Source organism: Elioraea tepida (assembly GCF_019203965.1).
GTDB classification, from domain to species: Bacteria; Pseudomonadota; Alphaproteobacteria; order Acetobacterales; family Acetobacteraceae; genus Elioraea_A; species Elioraea_A tepida.
The window spans coordinates 1964083-1985374 of the sequence record NZ_CP076448.1 but is presented as its reverse complement, the minus strand read 5'-3'; the positions used below and the strand labels follow the sequence as shown (position 1 = coordinate 1985374).

18 protein-coding genes are annotated in these 21292 nt (G+C 70.7%); 8 read left to right on the top strand and 10 right to left on the bottom strand.

The window, feature by feature from the left end:
* Positions 1-5: 5 nt before the first annotated feature.
* Entirely contained in the window at positions 6-1100 is a 1095-nt protein-coding gene (locus tag KO353_RS09545) for a TRAP transporter substrate-binding protein (protein ID WP_218284437.1), read from the bottom strand.
* A gap of 159 nt (positions 1101-1259) precedes the next feature.
* Here KO353_RS09545 and KO353_RS09540 point away from each other — a divergent pair, with 159 nt between their 5' ends.
* Positions 1260-2243, top strand: coding sequence for a Bug family tripartite tricarboxylate transporter substrate binding protein (locus tag KO353_RS09540; RefSeq protein ID WP_218284436.1), 984 nt, complete (start codon positions 1260-1262; stop codon positions 2241-2243).
* A gap of 188 nt (positions 2244-2431) precedes the next feature.
* Here KO353_RS09540 and KO353_RS09535 read toward each other — a convergent pair whose 3' ends face one another.
* From KO353_RS09535 to KO353_RS09500, 8 genes are all read right to left on the bottom strand, one after another.
* Positions 2432-3961 carry an alkaline phosphatase gene (locus KO353_RS09535; protein WP_218287330.1) on the bottom strand — a complete coding sequence of 510 codons (1530 nt, stop codon included), beginning with the start codon at positions 3959-3961 and terminating at the stop codon, positions 2432-2434.
* A 361-nt stretch (positions 3962-4322) separates the two neighbouring features.
* Complete coding sequence (locus KO353_RS09530) at positions 4323-5432, bottom strand: glycerophosphodiester phosphodiesterase family protein (protein WP_218287329.1); 1110 nt, start codon at positions 5430-5432, stop codon at positions 4323-4325.
* Between the two features lie 301 nt (positions 5433-5733).
* On the bottom strand, positions 5734-7620 hold the full coding sequence (gene asnB / locus KO353_RS09525) for an asparagine synthase (glutamine-hydrolyzing) (protein WP_218284435.1): 1887 nt from the start codon (positions 7618-7620) through the stop codon (positions 5734-5736).
* Positions 7621-7622: 2 nt separating this feature from the next.
* Positions 7623-8366, bottom strand: a complete 744-nt coding sequence (locus KO353_RS09520) for a class I SAM-dependent methyltransferase (RefSeq protein WP_218284434.1) — start codon at positions 8364-8366, stop codon at positions 7623-7625.
* Positions 8363-9274 (bottom strand): glycosyltransferase family 2 protein, encoded by a 912-nt coding sequence (locus tag KO353_RS09515; protein WP_218284433.1) that lies wholly within the window; start codon positions 9272-9274, stop codon positions 8363-8365. Before KO353_RS09515 ends, KO353_RS09520 begins: the two co-directional genes overlap by 4 nt.
* Positions 9274-9696: a DUF4149 domain-containing protein gene (locus tag KO353_RS09510; protein ID WP_218284432.1), complete on the bottom strand. Its 423-nt coding sequence runs from the start codon at positions 9694-9696 to the stop codon at positions 9274-9276. The genes KO353_RS09515 and KO353_RS09510 overlap by 1 nt, the downstream gene beginning before the upstream one ends.
* Before the next feature lie 34 nt (positions 9697-9730).
* The gene (ahcY, locus tag KO353_RS09505; protein WP_218284431.1) at positions 9731-11152 is read right to left on the bottom strand and encodes an adenosylhomocysteinase; all 1422 of its coding nucleotides are present in this window, start codon (positions 11150-11152) and stop codon (positions 9731-9733) included.
* A gap of 125 nt (positions 11153-11277) precedes the next feature.
* On the bottom strand, positions 11278-12273 hold the full coding sequence (locus tag KO353_RS09500; RefSeq protein WP_218284429.1) for an SDR family NAD(P)-dependent oxidoreductase: 996 nt from the start codon (positions 12271-12273) through the stop codon (positions 11278-11280).
* A 128-nt stretch (positions 12274-12401) separates the two neighbouring features.
* Between KO353_RS09500 and KO353_RS09495 the strand changes: the two genes are divergently transcribed.
* Genes KO353_RS09495 through KO353_RS09480 form a run of 4 tightly spaced genes read left to right on the top strand, consistent with a single transcriptional unit; the run spans position 12402 to position 15923 of the window.
* Positions 12402-12992 carry a TetR/AcrR family transcriptional regulator gene (locus KO353_RS09495; protein ID WP_218284428.1) on the top strand — a complete coding sequence of 197 codons (591 nt, stop codon included), beginning with the start codon at positions 12402-12404 and terminating at the stop codon, positions 12990-12992.
* Entirely contained in the window at positions 12989-14029 is a 1041-nt protein-coding gene (locus KO353_RS09490; protein ID WP_218284426.1) for an efflux RND transporter periplasmic adaptor subunit, read from the top strand. The genes KO353_RS09495 and KO353_RS09490 overlap by 4 nt, the downstream gene beginning before the upstream one ends.
* 27 nt (positions 14030-14056) lie before the next feature.
* Complete coding sequence (devC, locus tag KO353_RS09485) at positions 14057-15229, top strand: ABC transporter permease DevC (protein ID WP_218284425.1); 1173 nt, start codon at positions 14057-14059, stop codon at positions 15227-15229.
* A gap of 7 nt (positions 15230-15236) precedes the next feature.
* Positions 15237-15923, top strand: coding sequence for an ATP-binding cassette domain-containing protein (locus tag KO353_RS09480; protein ID WP_218284424.1), 687 nt, complete (start codon positions 15237-15239; stop codon positions 15921-15923).
* 10 nt (positions 15924-15933) lie between these two features.
* Here the strand turns inward: KO353_RS09480 and KO353_RS09475 are convergent, their stop codons facing one another.
* Positions 15934-17025: a nicotinate-nucleotide adenylyltransferase gene (locus tag KO353_RS09475; RefSeq protein WP_218284423.1), complete on the bottom strand. Its 1092-nt coding sequence runs from the start codon at positions 17023-17025 to the stop codon at positions 15934-15936.
* 178 nt (positions 17026-17203) lie between these two features.
* On the opposite strand from KO353_RS09475, the gene KO353_RS09470 reads away from it, so the two are divergent.
* The 3 genes from KO353_RS09470 to KO353_RS09460 all read left to right on the top strand — a co-directional run bounded on the left by KO353_RS09470 (position 17204) and on the right by KO353_RS09460 (position 21292).
* On the top strand, positions 17204-18796 hold the full coding sequence (locus KO353_RS09470) for a pyruvate kinase (RefSeq protein ID WP_218284422.1): 1593 nt from the start codon (positions 17204-17206) through the stop codon (positions 18794-18796).
* A 494-nt stretch (positions 18797-19290) separates the two neighbouring features.
* Positions 19291-19950 (top strand): tetratricopeptide repeat protein, encoded by a 660-nt coding sequence (locus tag KO353_RS09465; protein ID WP_218284421.1) that lies wholly within the window; start codon positions 19291-19293, stop codon positions 19948-19950.
* Between the two features lie 10 nt (positions 19951-19960).
* Positions 19961-21292, top strand: coding sequence for an outer membrane protein assembly factor BamB family protein (locus KO353_RS09460; RefSeq protein WP_218284420.1), 1332 nt, complete (start codon positions 19961-19963; stop codon positions 21290-21292).

Sequence of the window (21292 nt, the reverse complement as noted above, 5' to 3'; positions counted from 1 at the left end):
GCCCGTCAGCGCACCGTCTGGGCCGCGGTGAAGGCGAAGTTCTGGTAGGTCAGCTCGGCCACGCGGAACCACAGGAACTGCTCGTCGCGGAACACCTTCCAGCTCTCATAGATGCGGGCGAACTTGGCGTTGGTTCGCGCGAGCTCGTCGTAGATCGCGTGCGCCGCCTTCCAGGCCTCGGCGAGGATCTCGCGCGGGAAGGCGCGGAGCTGCGCCCCTTGGGCGACGAGCCGTCGCAGCGCGGCGGCGTTCACCGCATCGTACTTCGCCATCATGTCGGCGTTGGCCATCGCGCAGGCGGTCTCGATCGCCGCCTTGTAGGAGGCGGGAAGCGACTCCCACGCAGGCAGGTGGATGTTGAGCGAGAGCGCCGCCCCACCCTCCCAGAAGCCCGGGTAGTAGTAGAAGGGCGCCACACGTACCAGACCGATCCGCTCGTCGTCGTAGGGGCCGACGAACTCGGCCGCATCGATCGTGCCGCGCTCGAGCGCCGAGTAGACTTCGCCGAGAGCAAGCTGCTGCGGGGTCGCCCCGAGCCGGGCCATGATCTGCCCGCCAAGGCCGGCGATCCGGAACTTCAGCCCCTGCAGATCGGCCACTGTGCGCAGCTCCTTGCGGAAGAAGCCGCCCATCTGCGCGCCGGTGTTGCCGGCAAGGAACGAGATGACGTTGTACTCGCGCATCAGCTCGCGCAGGAGCGCCTGCCCGCCGCCGTGGTAATACCAGGCATTGTGCTGGCGGAAGGTCATGCCCCAGGGCAGCGCCGTCTCGAAGGCGAGCGCCGGCTCCTTGCCGATGAAGTAGTAGTTCGGCACGTGCGTCATCTCGACGGTGCCGTTCTGCGCCGCCTCGAGGGTCGAGAAGGGGGGAACGATCTCGCCCGCGGGGAAGACGCGGATCTGGAACCGGTTGTCGGTGATCGCGGCGACCTGGCGCGCGATCAGCTCGGCGGGGCCGAAGAGCGTGTCGAAGGTGCGCGGGAAGGCGCTCGAGAGCCGCCAGCGGATCTCGGGGGCGCTCTGGGCGATCGCCGGGGCGGCGAGCGCTGTGGTGGCGGCGGCAGCGGCGGCGCCGCGCGTGACCAGGATACGACGCTTCATCGGTGACGTTCCTCTCTCCCAGCGGCCTTGGGCCTCCCGGCCCTTGAACGCTCTCTTAGCGGAAGCCCTGGCGGCTGAACAGCAGCGGTTGACAGCGGGGCGCGGGCCTGGAGACGATCGCGTGCCACGGCATGCCTCGACATGAGGGAGGGCCGCTCGATGGATGCGACGATCCCGCGACGCCAGGCGCTCGCGCTCGCGGCGGTTGCGGGCCTCGCCTCGCCCCGAGCGCTCGGCCAAGGCTGGCCGTCACGTCCGATCCGGCTCGTGCTCGGCTTCCCCGCAGGCGGAACGGCTGATGTGATCGGGCGGCTCGTGGGCGAACGTCTCGCCGCCGCCCTTGGCCAGAGCGTGGTGGTGGAGAACCGCGCCGGCGCGTCGGGCAACATCGCCGCCGAACACGTCGCCCGCTCCGCGCCCGACGGCTACACGCTTCTCCTCGGCACGCAAGGGACGCATGCGGCCAATGCGGCGCTGTTCGCGCGCCTGCCCTATGATCCGGTCGCCGATTTCGTTCCCATCGCCCCGGTGGCTTCGGTGCCGAACATTCTCGTGGTCACGACCGGCCTCCCCGTGGCCGACGTCGCCGGCTTCGTCGCCTACGCCAAGGCGAACCCGAACCGCATACGCTTCGGCAGCTCCGGCAACGGCACCTCGATTCATCTCGCCGGCGAATTGTTCAAGGTGATCGCCGGGATCGAGATGGAGCATGTTCCTTATCGCGGCTCCGCCCCGGCACTGACCGATCTCGTGGCCGGTCGGATCGAGGCGATGTTCGAACTCGTGCCCGGCGTACGAGGGCAGATCGCCTCGGGCGGGGTGCGGGCGCTCGCGGTCGCCTCGCGGGCGCGGATGCCGGCGGTGCCCGGCGTGCCGACCTTCGGCGAGGTCGGCTATCCGGAGTTCGTCACCGGCGCCTGGTTCGGCGTGTTCGCCCCGGCCGGAACGCCCGAACCTGTGGTGGCGCGTCTCGCCCGGGAGCTCGCGGCAATGACGGGCCCGGGGGGCAGCCTCGTCTCCCGGCTCGAGGAGGTCGGGGCGGAGCCGATGAGCGCAACACCCGAGGCCTTCCGCGCCTTCATCGCTGCCGAGACGACGCGCTGGGCCGAGGTGGTGCGACGATCGGGCGCGCGGCTCGACTGACCGGGCGGCGACGCAAGGAAAGCGAGAGGCCGGGCGGACGGCGTCGGGTCGTTCCGATCCGGCTCGGCGGACGGTGGAACCGAGGGGAAGGGGGCGGATGGTGCGTCCGACGCACACTCCGCCCCTGACATCAGGCCCTCGCTGTGCCGCAGGGAGGACCGAACGGGACACTGAACCTGCGGCCCTTCTCAGGCCGTTGCGCGGCGCGCGCGGCGGGCGACGGCGCCGAGCCCGGCAAGGCCCATCAGCATGAGCGCGACCGAGGCAGGCTCGGGCACGGGCTGACCCATCATCGCCATGCGCATGATCGGGTAGATGGCGGTGTTGTCGATGTAGCGCCCGTCGTTGAACTGAAGGAACTCAACGAGGCCTTGGTCGACACCGACGACGAAGTCATACAGCCGCTCCGCACCCGCACCTTTGGCCCAAAGCAGAGTCACCTCGTTGGTGTGCGTGCCATAGTGCCAGAGAACACCGGGGAGGTTCCCCTGACCGCGGTTCTCGATCGGCTGGAACGGGATGCGATCGGACTGAGGGCCCATCGGCATGCCGTTGCCATGGTCGGTGAGAACGATCAGGAGCGTCTCATTCCAGTTCGAATATTCCTCGACCCAGTTGATCGCCCACGCGACCGATCGGTCGAAATCCACCTGCTCCTCGATGATCCGGGCCGTGTTGTTCGCATGCGCCATCCAGTCGACCGCCCCGCCCTCGACCATGAGGAAGAAACCGTCAGGGTTGCGCGAGAGATAGTTGATGGCCCCCGCCGTCATCTCCACCAGGGTCGGCACGTTGGTGTTGAACGGCACGCCGGAGGCATTGCCGCTCGCGACCGAGATGACGGACGGATCGACCGGCCGGTTCCGGTTCGCCTGAAGCGTGTCGCCCACCTCGGCGAGGCCGATAACCCGCCCGGTCGGGACGACGCTTCCATCCGCCATCGCCCGGAACTCGTCGAGCGAGGTGATGAGGGTGCGGTTGTAGATCGGGTCACCGGACTGCAGCCGGGTGAGCTGGTCGACCGTCATGTAGGTCTCGCTCGGTGTCGACCGCGCCTGACCGTTCGAGTTGTAGAGCGGGTGCCCCGCGCCCATGATCAGGTCGAGATCAGGGTTGGCGAGCATCTGCTCGGCGATCTGATGGTAGTTGTTGCGGCTGATGTTCTGCGACCCGAACACGGCCGGTGTGGCGTGGCTGAACGGCACCGACGTCACCACGCCCGTGGCGCGGCCGAGCGCCTTCGCCTCCTGGGTGATGTAGGGAAGAGGATTCCCGTAATCGTCGAAGTTGATTGCGTTGTTGTAGGTCTTGGCGCCGGTCGCGAGCGCGGTGCCGGCCGCTGCCGAGTCGGGATAGTTGCGCTTGATGTAGTCGTAGCCGTTGAAGAAGGAGGGCCGCCCGCCGAAGCTGCCCGCGTTCGGGGTCGTGTCCCATGCCCGCGTGGGATCGTAGGAGATCTGCGGCGTTCCCGTGTTCGTCGGCGTGCTCGAGGTGTTCAGCGGATAGGTCGTCATGCCGAGCCGTACCGGGAAGTTCTGATAGGCTTGGCCGCGCTGCTCCCCCGTCGCCCAGTAGGACGCCATGTCCCAGGTGCCCCAGGAGGCGCCGTCGGAGATGAACAGCATCACGTTCTTGACCGGCGCAGCGTCTGCCGCCCCGATCGAGACCGCGATCGCACCGGCAGCGACCGCGGCGACCAGATGACGTCTCGTCAGCATATCCAAGGTCCCTTTCCCAAGATGACCGGGGAGGGCGGGCCCCCAAGTCTGAGGCCCATCTCGCGCGCGGTCATGCGTTCGTATAGGGCACGTCGGCCGCTTGCCGCTTTTCAGCTCGACGAAATATCGGTGACGTATTGCTGACACGCGGTCTTGACTCGAAAGAATGAAATCCTTCGCGTGCACTGAACCGTTCTGTGCGACTCAGGATCAGGCGAAGCGGCGGCGTGCCCGCGCCAAGGGCTCGAACCGCTCTTCCCCCGCAGTAGGGCGGCGAGAGCGGTCCTCGCAGAACCCGTGAGCGATGGCGCGCGCGATGTGGCGCGACCGGATGCCCGAGGGCCGGTGCCCCTCGTGAAGTTCAGCGCGTGACCGCCCCCGAACCGCGCCGCGCGAAGGACACGCCGAGCAGTCCGAACAGCCCGGCGCCGAGGATGGCGAGCGAGGCTGGTTCGGGCACAGGGAACAGAGCGTTGCGCACGCCGACACCGATATCGGGGTGGTTGCTGAAGATCCCGTCGACGCCGCGCTCGAGGAACAGGCGATAATCCTCAGCCCGGTCGGTGAGCGTGTAGACGTGCACCAAGAGGCCCGCCTCGTGCGCGGCGGCAATGCAGGCCTCGGTCGCCGCGGCGGCGTTCACGCCGATCCCTTGCGCGAAGGAGGCAAGCGCGGCCGCCGCTTCCGGGGTCGTGGGGCAGGTGGGAACGGGTGGGAAACCGGCCCCGTTTGGCAGGGTGAAGGTGAGGGCGATCAGCGGCAGCGTCGTCAGATCCCTGGCGTACTGAAGCACGGCGGGGATGAAGGACTGGATGAACACGTTCCCGCGGCTGCCGTCGAAGAAGCCGCCCCAGCGCGGATCGGCGAGTTCGGCAAGCGTCGCATCCGCCATGGCGCGCAGATAGGCGAGCCCGTCCGCCGGGGGCAGGGCGGAGGTGAACTTCAGCTCGGGATAGACGCCGACGACCTGTCCGGTCTCGCGGAAATGATCGTAGGAGACCTCGAGCACCTCGGCGAAGCTCGGCACCCGGAATGGTTCGGTTCCGTCATAGAACCCGTTGCCGGGCCGCGAGTAACCGGCCGTGCCGCGCGAGCGGGCGGTGAGCTCACGGATCTCGTCGAAGTCGAAGTCAAACACATAGTAGAGTCGACGCCCGCCGACGTCCCGGCCACGCGCGAACCAGTCAGGCCGCGTGGCGGCAAGGGCCTCGATGTTCGTCGTCGCGTTCAGCGTGTCGTCGTGCAGGGCGACCAGTTTGCCGTCGCGCGTGAGGAACAGGTCAGGCTCGATGAAATCCGCCCCCTGGCGTATGCCGAGCCGGTAGGCCTCGAGCGTATGCTCGGGCAGGTAACCGGAGGCGCCGCGATGGGCGATGATGATCGGGCGGTCGACGAGCGGCCCTGCCGCGGCCTCGCCGCCGACCAGGGCGGCGATGAAGAGGAGTGCGACGGAGGTTGAGCGTCCCGGCATGGTGTCCCTCTGTTCTGGAGGCTCGAAGTCGGTAGTTGAGGACGATAGCCGGCTCGTCCGCCCCGCGCACGACAGATCGGTTACGTTTCTTACGCGCAGCGATCGGCCGTGATCCGCAGCTTCTCCCCCCGGGCGGGGCTGGCGCCTGCCCCGGCGCGGGCATTGCCGGAGGGCGTGGAAGAGAGGAGCGCCCGCGCCGCAGGTGCCGCTCAGAGCAGATCGCACACGGCTGGAATCAGCTCAGTCCGTGAAGACGGTCGAAGAGTATGTGTTGGCCGGTTTCCACTCGTGTGGAACCCGCTCAGTGGATCCCCTCACGCTCGGCCCAAGCGAGGAGCATCAGAAGCGTCCACAGCCTGTGCGTGTGGGACCTGCGCCCGGAAAGATGTTCGGCCCAGATGCGGCGGATAAGCCCAGGGCGGGCGATCAGGCCGGAACGAGCGAGCCGAGGCTGTGCCAGAAGCGCCTCTGCCCAGCCGCGCAGCGGGCTGCGGAGCCACAGCCCAACGGGAGGCTCGAATCCTTGCTTTGGTCGTTCGAACAGGGTGCGTGGAAGGTCGAAGGAGAGCGCACGCCGAAGCAGGGCCTTGGCGCCGGTGAAGCCGTCGCCTGCGTCGGTCAGAAGCGCCTCAGGCAGGGACCAGCAGAAACGCACGAACTCGATCGCAAGCAGCGGCGCGCGCGGCTCGAGCGAGACGCTCATCGCCGCGCGGTCGACCTTCACCATCAGATCGTCCGGCAGGTAGGTCCGCAGGTCCTGCAGCATCGCCGTGCGCAGCGGGGAGAGCTTCGGCTGCGGCGACAGGCCGAGGCCGGGCGCAGCGGCGGTCGCGAGACGGTGTTCCGGCGGCCAGCGCTGCACCGTGCCTTGTGCCGCTTCGGCAGGCGAGAGCGGCATCCGCGCAGAGAGCTGGGCGAGCAGCCGGCCCCAGGTGAAGCTTCCGGGCGGCGCGGCGCGGGCGAGGCCACGCGCGAGGCGACGCAGTTGAGCGGGAAGGATGGACGCCCGGCGCCAGACGGCTGCCGCCGCATGCAGGCGCGGATAGCCTGCGAAGAGTTCGTCCCCGGCATCGCCCGAAAGCGCGACCGTGACGTGGGAGCGGGTCAGACGCGCAAGCAGAAGCGTCGGCAGGGCTGAGGCATCGGCGAAGGGCTCGTCATAGGTCTCGACGAGGGTTGGCGCGACGGCGATCGCCTCGGCCTCCGCGACGGGCAGGACGTGATGGTCGGTGCCGAGCTCGCGGGCGATCGCTGCGGCATGCGGGGCCTCGTCGTAGGGGGTTCCCGGGAAGGCGATGGTGAAGCTTTTCGGCCGCGCGCCGATTGCCGCCATCGCCGCGACCACGATCGAGGAGTCGATGCCGCCGGAGAGGAAAGCGCCCAAGGGTACGTCCGATTCGAGCCGGCTTGCGACCGCTGCGCGGAGGCGTGCGCGGACCTCCGCCACCGCCTCGTCGGCAGAGCCGCGGAAGGGTGCTGCCGCCGCGCGTTCCGCCTCCGCAACGGCGTCCCAGTAGAGCCTGGGCTCCGGCGGGTCACCGGCGCGGTCGAGCGGGACGGAGAGGACCTCCCCTGCCCTGAGCTTGCGCACGCTGCGCCAGGCCGATCGGGGGGCGGGGATATAGCCAAAGCGCAGGAAACCGGCGAGCGCCTCCTCGTCCGGCGTGCGGTCAAGCGCGGGCAGGGCGGAGAAGCATTTCGCCTCGGAGGCGAAGGCGAGAGCGGCCGCAAGCCGCGCGATGTAAAGCGGCTTCTCGCCGAAGCGGTCGCGCGCGAGATGCAGCACGCGGTCGCGCCTGTCCCACAGCGCGAAGGCGAACATGCCGTCGGCGCGGGCGAGCGTCTCGTCAAGGCCGCGGGCAGCGATCGATTCGACGAGCGCCTCCGTGTCGGACCGGCCGCGCCACGGGATGGCGAGACCGCGGCGCAGCTCCCGGTGGTTGTAAATCTCGCCGTTGAAGACGATGACGAAGCGGCCGTCCGCAGAGGACATGGGCTGATGCCCCGCGGGCGTGAGGTCGAGTATGGCAAGCCGCCGGAAGGCGAAGGCGAGCCCGGCTTCCGGATCCGCCCAGGCGCCGTCATCGTCCGGGCCGCGGTGGCAGATCCGCTCAGCCATCGCAACAGCAAGCGCGAGCGCTTCGCCCTGCCGTCGCTGAGGGTCGAGGAGGCCTGCGAAACCGCACATGCTCAGCGCCCCCGCGGCAGGCCGAGGCTGCGGCGAAGCGCCGGGCCGAAGCCCTTGAGCCAGCGCCCGAAGCCGGGTTCGGCGCGGCGCCGGAGGAGGGCCCAGAGCTCTGGATGGATCAGGGCAAGCGGCTCTCGTGCCACAGGCTGGGCGGCAAGAGCGGGCCAGCGCGCCAGCGCCTCATCCGTCGCGAACAGAAGCATGTTCTGGCGGTACCACCACGCCACCCGGTCGTCCCGCCACAGAGCGTGGCGGAACGGGTCCAGGCAGCGGGCACCGAGGCGGGCGAAGCGGTCCGCCCACCAGTCCGGCCACTGCTCGTTCACATGCCCCTCCCCACCCTGGCCTGGAACGGCGGCGGAAAAGAGGACAAGCGGGGCAGCGGCGAGCAGATCGGCGACGAACCCTTCGGCCCGGTCGGGCGGCAGATGCTCCGCCACCTCAAGGGCGAGGGCGAGATCGAAGCGGCGATCGAAGTGAAGCGGTTGGCTGAGATCGGCGCGGCGGAAATGCGCGGGCGGGATGCGCAGCTGATCCTCAGCCACCCAAGGCCCGTCCACCCCGAGCGTGTCAGCGACTCCCGCTGCGAGGAAGGCGGCGATCCAGCCCCCCGTGCCGCAGCCGACATCGACGACTGAGGCGACAGGAGCGAGAGCGAGAAGCTTCGGCACCACGACCGCTGCGGAGGGGTCTGCGGTCGCCGTAAGGAGGTCGTAGAAGCGCCGGTCGTAGGGGGAGGGCGTCATCGCTGCGGCGGCTGGATCGCCTCGGCAGAGGCCAGAACGAAGGCAGCCGTGTCGCGCGGCGGCAGCCACGCCGCGAGCCTTCGCAGCGACCAGGGAGACAGAAAAGTCTCGCCTTGGTGCCGCCGTCGCCACAGCCAGGCGCGCCCGGCCGCCCGGCGCGCGGCGAGTCGTCGCAGGGAGACCGGCAGGTCGGGCTTGTCTGCAAGGAAAAGCCCGAGCGCGCGGGTCGCACGCGCGAGCTGTCCGCCCTGATCGGCCGAGAGATTGCCGTCGATGCCGACGCGCTGGAACGCGAGCGTCTCGGGAACATGCACGAAGGGGCCGGCCGCGGCGAGGCGCAGTGAGAGACCGTATTCCTGCGAGTAGAGCACGCGTTCATCGCAGCCGCCGACGGCGCGCGCGACCTCCGTGCGCACGAGGATCTGGGTCGGGTTGAAAAGGGAATTGCGGATCACCCGCGCGAGCGCATCGTCGACTCGACGCGGCGGGAGTGGAGCGCGCGGCGGCATCGGAGGCAGAGTGCCGTCGGGAAAGGTCATCCGATCGGCGAAGGCGAGCACGGCGGTCGGCTCGCGCCGCAGCGCCTCGAGCAGGACGGCGGTTGCGTCCGGATGCAGCAGGTCGTCGGCATCGACGAACTTGACGGCAGAGAATCGCGCGGCGGCAAGGCAGGCATTCGATGCCGCCGCGGAGCCGGCGTTCTCCTGCCTCAGGAGACGGACATCGTCGCGGCCGCTCGCCCATTCCGCCACAAGCCCCGCCCCGCCATCGGTCGAGCCGTCGTCGACCACCACGATCTCGCGCGCGAAGTCGCCGCGCTGGGCGGCGATCGAGTCGAGGGTCGCGCGTATCCAGGGAGCCTTGTTGTAGAGCGGGACGGCGAAGGTGACACCGGGGGCGAGCCGCATCAGAGGGCAAACGTGATCAAAACCGCCGCGACAAGCAGCATCTGCGCGAGGTTGATGGCGACCGAGAGACCATGCAGGCGCGCGAAGGGCTTCTTGGCGCCTTCGTCGCCCGCGAGCTCTGCGTCGCGATAGGCGTTGATCCGCGGCATCAGCCCCTGGCGGGCGAACACGAAACCAGCCGCAACCACCGCCATCACCACCGCCGCCTCCCAGGCGAGCGGCACGAAGGCGAAGGCCGCGGCACCGGCGAGCGCCGCGCCGTAGACGTAGTAGAGGGGGAAGAACTGCCTCAGGAACCGCCCGGCAGGAGCCGGCTCAAGCGCGCGGAACACCACCGGCGCCACCACCGCGGCGAACATCACCATTCCTCCCAGGAGGAGGGCGGTCGCGAACAGGGCGACGGAGGCGGTGAACAGGGTCATGGCCGCACGCGAGCCGGCCTCGGCAGCGCGAGGCTCAGTAGCGGTAGGTGTCGGGCTTGAACGGCCCAGACTGCGGCACGCCGATATAGGCCGCCTGTTTCGGCGTCAGAACCGTCAGCTTCGCCCCGAGCTTGGCGAGATGAAGCATCGCCACCTTCTCGTCGAGCGCCTTGGGCAGAACGTAGACCTTGCGCTCGTACTTTCCCGGGTTGGTCCAGAGCTCGATCTGCGCGAGCGTCTGGTTGGAGAAGGAGGAGGACATCACGAAGGACGGGTGGCCGGTGGCGTTGCCGAGATTCACAAGCCTGCCCTCGGAGAGCAGAATGATCCGCTTGCCGTCGGGGAACTCGATCTCGTCAACCTGCGGCTTGATGTTGTGCCACTTGAAGTTCCTGAGCGCCGCGACCTGAATCTCGCTGTCGAAGTGGCCGATATTGCAGACGATCGCCCGGTGTTTCATCGCCCGCATGTGGTCGAGCGTGATGACATCGACGTTTCCGGTGGCGGTGACGAAGATGTCGGCGCGCGGCGCGGCCTCCTCCATCGTCACGACCTCGTATCCTTCCATCGCCGCCTGCAGCGCGCAGATCGGGTCGATCTCGGTCACGAGCACGCGGCAGCCAGCGTTGCGCAGGCTCGCCGCCGATCCCTTGCCGACATCGCCGAAGCCGGCGACCACCGCCACCTTGCCTGCCATCATCACATCGGTGCCACGGCGTATGCCATCGACGAGGCTCTCGCGGCAGCCGTAGAGATTGTCGAACTTCGACTTGGTGACGCTGTCATTGACGTTGATGGCGGGGAAGAGGAGACGCCCCTCCTTCTCCATCTGGTAGAGCCGGTGCACGCCCGTCGTCGTCTCCTCCGAAACGCCGCGGATGTTCGCAGCAAGGGTCGCGAACCAGCCGGGCTTCTCGGCGAGCGTGCGCCGGATGAGCCCGAAGAACACCTCCTCCTCCTCGTTGGTCGGGCTGTCGAGGAAGGCGCGGTCGCCGCGTTCGGCCCGCAGGCCCTGGTGCACGAACAGCGTGAGGTCGCCGCCGTCATCGAGCAGCATGTTCGGCGTGCCGCCGTCGTGCCACTCGAGCGTTCGCCGCACATAGTCCCAGTACTCGGTGAGCGTCTCGCCCTTGACGGCGAAGACGGGCGTGCCGCCCGCGGCGATCGCCGCCGCCGCATGGTCCTGGGTCGAGAAGATGTTGCAGGAGGACCAGCGCACATCGGCGCCGAGCGCCTTCAGCGTCTCGATCAGCACCGCGGTCTGGATCGTCATGTGCAGGCAGCCGGCGATTCGCGCCCCGGCGAGCGGTTTCTTCGGCCCGTACTCCTCGCGGATCGCCATCAGCCCCGGCATCTCCGTCTCGGCGATGGCGATCTCCTTGCGACCCCACTCGGCGAGCGAGATGTCCTTCACGACATAGTCAGGGCCTTGGGTCGGCATCGGGCTCTCGGGCATCGGGGTCCTCGCGGGGTCAACGGTCTCGGGCCGCGCCCTAGCACGGCCGCGGGCGCGAAGCCAGCCGCAGCGGAGATGGGGCGGGGGCGGGGCGTCGCAACCCAGAGACCCGGCCGGACTGGCCGCTACACCCCGTGCCAGGCGCGGAACCAGGCGATGAAGCTGGGGATGCCGAGGTCGATCGGTGTGGCCGGGTCGAAGCCGAAGTCCTCGCGCGCCCGGGTGATGTCGGCATAGGTCTCGGGCACGTCGGCGCGCGGCCGCGGCTTGTGCTCGACGATCGCGCGCCGCCCAAGCGCCTCCTCGATCAGGCCGATGTAGCGCGAGAGCGGCTCGGAGCGGTGATTGCCCAGGTTGTAGACGCGGTGCGGCGGCCCGCCCGGCTCGTCCGGGCGCGCGGCCACGGCCGGACCGGCATCCAGGCAGCCGAGGATCCCGGCGACGATGTCGTCGATATAGGTGAAGTCGCGCGTGAGCTTGCCCTCGCCGAAGACGGTGATCGGCCGTCCCTCGGTGATCGCTTTCGCGAACAGGTAGGCGGCCATGTCAGGCCGGCCCCAGGGGCCGTAGACGGTGAAGAAGCGAAGCCCCGTCGAGGGGATGCCGTGGAGGTGGGCATAGGCCGCGGCTATGAGCTCCGCCCCGCGCTTGGTCGCGGCATAGAGAGAAAAGGGGCGCTCCACCGGGTCGGTCTCGGAGAAGGGGAGCTTGGTGTTGCCGCCATAGACCGAGGAGGAGGAGGCGTAGAGCACGTGGGAAAGGCGCCCGAGCCGCCGCGCGAGCTCGAGAATCGCCACTTGGCCCATCGCGTTGGCATCGACATAGGCCCACGGGTTCACCTCGGCGTAGCGCACCCCTGCCTGGGCGGCGAGATGGACGATCCGGTCGATGCCGGGAAAGCGCTCGGCAAGCGCGAGCACCGCGGCATGGTCGGCGAGGTCGCCGCGGACGAAGGTGAAGCCCAGCTCGGCTTCGAGCACCGCGAGCCGGGCCTCCTTCAGCGCCGGGTCGTAGTAGTCGTTCACGTTGTCGACGCCGATCACGCGCTCGCCGCGGGCGAGCAGGGCGCGGGCGAGGTGGAAGCCGATGAACCCGGCCGCGCCGGTGACCAGGATCGTCATGGGGCTCGTCTGCGAAGGATCGGGCGGACCATCGCCGCATCGACGACGCTCCGCAAGCCATGACCGCGCCGACCTGCCCGACCGTCCGGACGGTTGCCTACCGACCGACCAGATGGTATGGGAGCGCCATGCTGCACCGCAACGAACGCGACGACACGCGCACCCGCCTCCTCGATGCCGCCGAGCAGATCGTCGCTGACCGCGGCGTCGGCGCGCTCACCCTCGACGCCGTCGCCGCCGCCGCCGACATCTCCAAAGGCGGGCTTCTGCACCACTACCGCTCCAAGGAAGCGCTGCTCACCGCGCTCGTCGACCGGCTTGCAGCCGAGATGCGCGCGATCTTCGACGGCATCGTCTCGGCCATGCCAGAAGGGCCAGGAAGGGCCGCCCGCGCCACCATCGCCTGGGCGCTGCATTCGCCGCCCGAGCGCGAAGCGCGCGACCTCCGCATCGCCGCCGCCCTGCTCGCCGCCCATGCGCATCACCCGGCGCTGATCGACCCGATCCGCGAAGAGCATGCGCGCATTCGCGCCATCCTCGCCGCCGACGGGCTGCCGCCCGGCCACGCGCTCGCGATCCAGGTGGCGGCGGATGGGCTGTTCCTCGCCAAAGTGTTCTCGCTCTGGCGGCCGACCAAGGCGGAGGCCGAGGCGATCGAGGCGACGCTTACGCGGCTCGCGACACTCGAGGGGGCGTCGACAGGCGGGGCGGGCCGATGACGCGCTGGCTCATGCTTGCCGCAGCCGCGCTCGTGGCGGTGCCGCTCGCCGGCCTTGCCCTGTTCGGCGAACCGCTTGCGCTCGACCGTCCCGCTCCTGCGGCCGCGGCCCGCGCCGACGCGCCGGCCGGCGTGGGGGCCTTGGGCCGGGTGGAGCCCGCGAGCCGAATCCGACGCGTCACGCGCCCGGGCGGGGCGGAAGGGGTGCGCGTGCTCGACGTGCTCGTCAGCGAGGGAGAGGAGGTCGAGAAGGGAGCGATCCTTGCCATCTTCGACGACCTGCCGAGGAAGGAGGCGGCGCTTGCCCAGGCCGAGGCGAATCTCGCGCTCGCCGAGGCGCGGCGCGCCAAGCTTCTGGCCGCCGGCCGCGACACCGAGATCGCCGCCGCGCGTGCGCGCGTCGCCGCCGCCGCCGCCGCCGAGGAGAGCGCGCGGCGCGACGCCGACCGCGCCCGTCGCCTGCTTGCCAGCGCCGCCGGAGCCGAAGCCGCCTGGGATCGTGCCCGTTTCGCCGCCGCCCAGGCCGCGGCCGAGCGCGCCCGCGCCGAGGCCGATCTTGCCACACTTCTCGCCCCGCGGCCGGAGGACGTCACCATCGCCGAGGCAGAGGTGGCCGCAGCGCGCGCCGCCGTCGCCCAGGCGCGGGCCGAGCGCGACACCGCGAAGCTCATCGCGCCGATCTCTGGGCGAATTCTCAAGATCTTCGCCCGCCCCGGCGAGAAGGTGGGTGAGGACGGTGTGCTCGAACTCGCCGACCTCTCCGCCCTCGATGTCGTGGCCGAGGTGTTCGAGACCGACCTGCCGCGCGTGCGCCAGGGAGCGCGTGCCGCCGTCGTCGTGCCGGGCGACCCGCGGACCTATGGGGCTTCGGTGCGCGAGATCGGCTGGACCGTGGGGCGAAGCACGATCGTCTCGCCCGACCCGGTGGCGGCGGTCGATGCGCGCGTGGTCGAGGTCCGCCTCGCCCTCGACCCGGAGGGTGTGGCCGCCCTCGCGCGCCGGTCGAACATGCAGGTGCAGGTGAGGATCGCGCCGTGAGGGGAGCGCGATGAGGGGGGCGGCGCAATGACCGGTGCGGCACGCTGGCTTCTGCCCGCGCGGCTCGCGTGGCGCCAGCTCCGCCACGAGCCGGCGCGTCTCGCCGCCGCCCTCTCCGGCGTGCTGTTCGCCTGCCTCCTCATCTTCATGCAGCTCGGCTTCATGGACGCGCTGTTCGACAGCGCGGTGAAGCCCCAAGAAGGCATGACGGCCGATCTCTACATCCTGAACACCCAGACCGAGGCGCTCTGGCGCACCCAAGCGTTCCCGCGCGCGCGGCTGATGCAGGCGCTCGGCGTCGAGGGGGTCGCCCGGGTCACGCCCCTCTATGTTGGCAATGCCGCCTGGAAGAACCCCGAGACGGCGCTCAAGCGCACCCTGCTCGTGTTCGGGATCGACCCCGTCTCCGGCCTGCTCGCCTTCGACGGGCTCGACGAGGCGGGGCTCGAGGCGATCCGAAAGCGCGACGTGATCCTGTTCGACGAGCGCGGCAAGCCTGTCTTCGGGCCGATCCCCGAGCTGCTCCGCGAGGGCCGCCTCTGGGGCGAGCTCAACAACCGGCGCGTCGAGGTCGGCGGGCTGTTCCGGCTTGGGCCCACCTTCGGCGCGGAAGGGCACGCGATCGTCTCCGACACCACCTTCCTCTCGCTGTTCCCCAACCGGACGCGCGACCATGTCGATCTCGGCGCGATCTTCCTCTCCTCCGGCGCGGAGGCGGCGGAGGTTAAGACGCGGATCGCGACCCTGCTCGGGCCCGACGTGATGGTTCTCACCCATGCCGAGCTCGTCGCTTTCGAGAAACGTTACTGGGCCGACGTCGCACCGATCGGCTTCATCTTCGGGCTTGGCGTGGTGATCGGCCTCGTCGTCGGCTGCGTGATCGTCTACCAGATCCTGTTCAGCGACATCTCGCGCCACCTCGGCGAGTACGCCACGCTGAAGGCGATGGGCTACTCGAACCTCTATCTCGCCCGCGTGGTGATGGGGGCGGCCGCGATCCTCGCCATTGCCGGCTACGTTCCGGGCTGGCTTGCCTCGAAGGGGCTCTACGCGCTCGCGACCGCGAAGATCTTCATCCCACTCACGCTCGATCTCGAGAAGAGCGTGCTCGTGTTCGTGCTCGTCTTCGGCATGTGCGTCGTCTCCGGCCTGCTCGCGATCCGCAAGCTGCGCGACGCCAACCCAGCGGACATGTTCTGAGGGCGTGATGGACTGGGCGATCGACGTCCGCGGCCTGACGCATCGCTTCGGCGATGGCGGCCTCGCGAAGCCGGTGCTCGAGGACCTCACCCTCGCCGTCGCGCCTGGCGAGATCGTGCTTCTCACCGGCCCGTCCGGGTCTGGAAAGACCACGCTGCTCACCCTCGTCGGCGCGCTTCGGGCCGTCCAGGAGGGCTCCTGCCGCGTGCTCGGCACCGAGCTTGCCGGCGCAACAGAGGCCGAACGCGTGGCGTTGCGCAGGCGGATCGGCTTCATCTTCCAGCACCACAACCTGCTCGGCTTTCTCACCGCGCGGCAGAACGTGGCGATGGCGCTCGAACTTGATCCCTCCCTCGACGAAGCGGAACGGCTCGCTCGGGCGGATGCGGCGCTCGCCTCCGTCGGCCTCGCCGACAAGACGGAGGCCTATCCCGCCACCCTCTCGGGCGGGCAGCGCCAACGGGTCGCGATCGCCCGCGCGCTCGTGCACGCCCCCGGCCTCGTGCTTGCCGACGAACCCACCGCCGCGCTCGACGGCCGAACCGGGGGCGAAACGATGCACCTCCTCCGCGACCTCGCCAAGCAACAGGGACGCACGATCCTGCTCGTGACGCATGACCCGCGGATCCTCGACATCGCCGATCGCGTGGTGGCGATGGAGGACGGGCGAGTCGTCGAGCGCGCCCACGCCTGAGCGGGGCGCGTCAGCCGCGCGCCGCCTCCTCCCCGGGCAGCGTCACGCCCCACATCTTCTCGAGCGCATAGAGCGCTCGCGTCTCCGGCCGGAACAGGTGCACGACGATGTCGCCCGCATCGATCAGCACCCAGTCGGAACTGCCGAGCCCCTCGGTGTGCACCCGGGCAACCCCGGCCCTCTCGAGCTTCTCGACGAGGTGTTCCGCCATCGCCTGGATCTGCCGGTTGGCGAGGCCGGAGGCGACCACCATCCGGTCGGCGAAGGCGGCCTTACCCGTGAGATCGAGCACCACGACGTCCTCCGCCTTGTCGGACTCCAGGCTCTCGACCACGAGGCGCGTCAGGGGCTCGAGTCCTGGACGAGTGATGGCACCGTCCGTGACGCGCTTCGGCGTCGGCGCACGCCTCGGCCGACGCACGTCGGCCCCCTCCCCACGCGCGGCGGCGCGGGCGGCACGGATCATCGTCGCCGAGGCCGGGTGCTCGCGTCCCGGCAGGAACACCCAGGCCGGCGCCTCGAGCCACGGCAGGGCGCGCGCCGCGGCCGCTCGCCTGCGCGCCCTCGCCATGCGCCGCGTCGCAAGGCCCGAAAGCGCCGCCCGTGTCCAGCCCGGGCGTGGGAATACCACCACCGGAACCATGCCGAAGATCCGCCTCCAGCCCTGCCAGCGCGGGATCTGCACCTGGTTGTCCGCCCCCATCAACCAGACAAGCCGGGCGCGCCGGAAGCGACGCCGAAGCACCGCAAGCGTCTGCCGCGTGTAGCGTGTGCCGATGCGCGCTTCGATGTCGGTCGGCACGATCCTCGGGTGGCCGCCGGCGATCACCGTTGCCGAGGCGAGCCTGTCCTCGAAGACGCCCATGCCATCGGTGGGTTTCAGCGGATTGCCGGGGCTGACCATCAGCCACACCGCACGCAGCCCAAGACGCTTGAGCGCCGCGAGAGCGATATGGCGGTGCCCCTCGTGGGCAGGGTTGAACGACCCGCCGAGAATGCCGATCGCCCCCCGGCGGCCATCCCCCCAGAGCGGCAGGCGCGCAGGGAGGTGCCGGCAGGGCTTGTCCTCGGGGGCGATCTCCTTTTCCGCACAGCGCGGCATCGAACGGAATGGTATGGCGCATCCTCCGAACAACGTCAGACCGGCCGAGCCTAGAGCAGAACGGCCGCGGCCGGTATCCGGCTCGCTCGCCGCCCAGACCGAGCCGTCATGCGCCTGCGCTTGCGCGCGCGATCGAGGCAGCCTCCCATTCGGCCAGGCAAGCCCGATAGCCGCAACGATGACGACCCTCACCCCAGCCGAGCTGTTCCGAGAGATCGAGGCCCTGCGCGCCGCCGTGCGTGACGAGGCAGCCGCGATCCTCGCCGGCTGGAGCGGCGCCCGACTGCCGGCCCGGGCCCTGCCGGCAGCCCACAACCTCGCCTGCTATCTCGCGCTTCGACGCCACGACATCAGCGACCTGCAGGAGTCGCTCGCCGCCTTCGGCCTCTCCTCGCTCGGCCGCCTCGAAGGGCATGTGATGGCGAGCCTTGAGTCGGTCTGCGCCACGCTCGGGCGGCTTGTCGGCGCCCCCCGCCCCGGGCGCTGGCGCCCGGGCAAGATCGCGGTTTCCGGCGCCGCCCTGCGCCAGGCCCAGCGCCGCTTCTTCGGCCCCGACCGGATCGGCGCGCGGGCGAGGATCATGGTCACTCTCCCCTCCGAGGCGGCCGAGGACAGGGCGCTGGTCCGTTCCCTCATTGAGGCCGGCATGACCTGCGCCCGAATCAACTGCGCCCATGACGACGCCCAAGCCTGGCGGGCGATGGCGGCGCTGGTGCGTGAGGAGTCGGCGCCTGGCGGCTGCACGGTGCTGATGGACATAGCCGGCCCGAAACTCCGCCTCGCCAGCGTGCACGCGGCGGAGCCGGTGCGGCTCAGGCGCGGCGACAGGGTCGTTCTCGTGCGCGACCTCTCCCGCGCGGATTCAGCCGACCCGGTGATCGCGACCCTCTCCCACCCCGCCGTGGTCGATTCCCTCTCCCCCGGTGCTGAGGTGTGGATCAACGACGGCAGGATTGGCCTCGCCGTGACCGCAGCGGCGCCAGGACGCGCGGTCCTCATCGTGGTCCATGCGCGCGCCAAGGGAGAGCGGCTTCGCCCTGGCAAGGGGGTGAACGTGCCCGAGCTCGGCCTCGCCCTGGCACCACTGACGGAGAAGGACCGCGCCGACCTCGACGTGGTCGCGGAGATCGCCGACAGCGTCGGCTACTCCTTCGTGCAGCGCCCCGAGGACGTCGCGCTGCTCTCGGGCGAGCTCGCGCTCAGGCGCCCGGGCCGCCCGCCTCTGCCGATGGTGCTGAAGATCGAGACCCCGCTCGCCGTGCGCAACCTGCCGCGGCTGATCGTCACGGCGCTGGCCCGCGGGCCGGTTGCGGTGATGATCGCGCGTGGCGACCTCGCGGTCGAGCTCGGCTTCGCGCGCATGTCGGAGATCCAGGAGGAGATCCTCTGGATCGCCGAAGCCGCGCGCGTTCCGGTGGTCTGGGCGACCCAGGTGCTCGACAGCCTGGTGCGCGAGGGCCTGCCGAGCCGGGCCGAGGCGACCGACGCCGCGATGGCGCAGCGGGCAGAATGCGTGATGCTGAACAAGGGCCCGCATCTCGCCGCCGGCGTGCGCTTCCTCGCCGACGTGCTGCGACGCATGGACCGGCACCAGCGCAAGAAGACGGCACGCTTCGGCGCGCTTCACTCCTGGCCGCCCGAGGAACTCGCGCTGCCGCCCGCCTCGCCCTGGGTGGGCGGCGAAGGGCGGAACGGCGAGAGGCTCCAGCGCAGCGCCTCACGTGACGCTGGCCTCGCCGGCGTGTCGGTCACCGGCCGCTGCGGGCCATAGGGGTTGGCGACCGTCCAGCAGTCGACCTCGCCGATCGTGCGCACGCAGAAGGGCTCGGGCGACGCCACGGCGACACTGCGGCAGTACTCGCCGCGACGCTCGAGGTTGACCAGCGAGCAGTCCTTGCCGGTGACGAAGGAATAGACCGCGTCAAACACACTGCGCTGAAACACGACGTGGCTTCCCACGTTCGTGCCGGCGAGCCAGAGGGAGAAAGGCGCGCCGGCGAGCGACTCGCGCGGGACGGGCGAGTCGGCGCAAGCCGCGGCAAGCCCGCCCGCGAGAGCGAGCAGGGCGAGCGTGCGTGCGCGCGTCGGAGCCATGGCGTGGCGATCCTGGCGGCCGGCGCTTAAGGAAGGGTCAAGGCCCGGCCGAGCGCACGGTTTGCGCCCGAAGCGCCCGGTGGCTATTGTCCGCCGCCCTGTGCGGGGCGCAGAGGGCGCAGCCTCGCGCGAGGGGGCCTGCGCGCCGGACAGGCGGCCCGGAGGAACAGCGTGACCGACATCTTCACCGAGGTCGAGGAGGACCTCAGGCGCGAGCGCCTCAAGCGGCTGTGGGACCGCTACGGCTGGGCCGCGACCGCCGTGGTGCTCGCCGCCGTGCTCGGCGCTGCCGGCTGGCAGGGGTGGCGATGGTACGAGGCGCGCGAGGCCGCGGCCGCCGCGACGCGCTATCTCGCCGCGATGCGCGCCGCCGAGAGCCAGGATACAGCCGCGGCGATCGCTCAGTTCGCCGCGCTTCACGCTCAGGCTCCCACCGGATACCGGCTTCTGGCCCGCCTTCAGGAGGCCGCCGCCCGGGCGCGCGCCGGCGAGCGCGACATCGCGATCGCGATGTGGGACCAGCTCGCCGTCGACGCCGCAACCCCGCAGCCCTATCGCGACCTCGCCGCTCTGATGTCGGTCCTGCACCAGGCGGATTCCGGCGACCCTGCCGCTCTGTCAGCGCGGCTCGCGCCGCTCGACCGTCCCGACGGGGCGTTCCGCTTCTCGGCGCGCGAGCTCGAGGCCGTGCTGGCCGAGCGCCGGGGCCAGCGCGAGCGGGCAGTGGCGATCCTGCGCGGGCTCGCCGAGGCCGAGGACGCCCCGGCGGCGTTGCGCGCCCGCGCCGCCGAAACGCTCGGCGCTCTCACCGGCGCCGCTTCGGGGAGCTGAGGGGACGCGCATGCCGCGACGCCGCGCCCTGCTCACCGGCCTCTCCCTCTCTCCCCTCGCCCTCGGCGGCTGCAGCCTCTGGGACGACTGGTTCGGCCCGACCAAGACCCCGCTTCCCGGCGAGCGTCGCGCCGTGCTCCCGGGCGAGTTGGCGCTTGAGCCCGACGAGGCGATGGCGTCGGTCGAGATCGCCCTGCCGCCGCCTGTGCGCAACAGCGACTGGCCGGTTCCGGGCGGGTCCCCGGCCAACGTGATGGGCCATCTCGAGGCGGGCGACCGGCTCGCCGTCGCCTGGCGCTCCTCGATCGGCAGCGGCGCGTCGCTCAGGCGCAGGCTGATGTCTCCCCCCGTGGTGATGGATGGCCGGGTCTTCGCCGCCGATGCCGAGGCGCGGATCACTGGCCTCGACCTCGCAACGGGTCGCTCGCTCTGGCAGGTCGCGACACGGCCAGAGGGAGCGTCGCGCGAGATCCTCGGCGGCGGTGTCGCGACCGACGGCGCCCGCGTCTATGCCGCGACCGGCTACGGCGAGCTCCTCGCACTCGCGCCGGCGACCGGTGAGATCCTCTGGCGCGAGAGGCTGCCGAGCCCCTCGCGCGGCGCCGTCACCACCACGGGGGAGCGCGTCGTCGTGCTCTGCGTCGAGGGGCAGGTTGTGTGCGTCGCGGCGGCGAGCGGCGAGACAGTGTGGACCCACCGCGGCCCGGCGGAGACGACGACGCTTCTTGCCTCGCCGACCCCCGCGGTCGACCAGGGCTTCGTCCTCGCCGGCTTCGGCAACGGGGACATCACCGCTCTGCGGCTCGACAGCGGGCGCGTCGTGTGGTCGGAGACCACCGGCGGAGGGAGGGGACGGCCCTCGATCGCCGACCTTTCCGCCGTGATGGCGCGGCCGGCGATCGATCGCGGGCGCGGCTTCGTCATCGGCGCTGCCGGAGCGATGGTCGCGCTCGACATGCGCACGGGGCGGCGGATCTGGGAACGCGACCTGCCCGGACGCGAGAGCCCCTGGATCGCCGGCGACTGGATCTTCCTCGTCAGCGCCGCAGAGGAGCTCGTCTGCCTCAGCCGAACCGACGGCCGCGCCCGCTGGGTGACGCCCCTGCCGCGGTTCGAGGACGAGCGCCGACGCCGCAACCGGATCCTCTGGACCGGCCCCGCCCTGGTTGGGGATCGGCTGGTGCTCGCCTCCTCCTCCGCCCTGGCGATCGCCGTCTCGCCCTACACGGGCGAGATTCTCGGCCGGCAGCGCCTGCCCGACGGCGTTTCCGTGCCGCCCGCGGTGGCAGACGGCACGCTTCTTCTCCTCGCCGACGACGCGACCATCGTCGCGCTGCGCTGA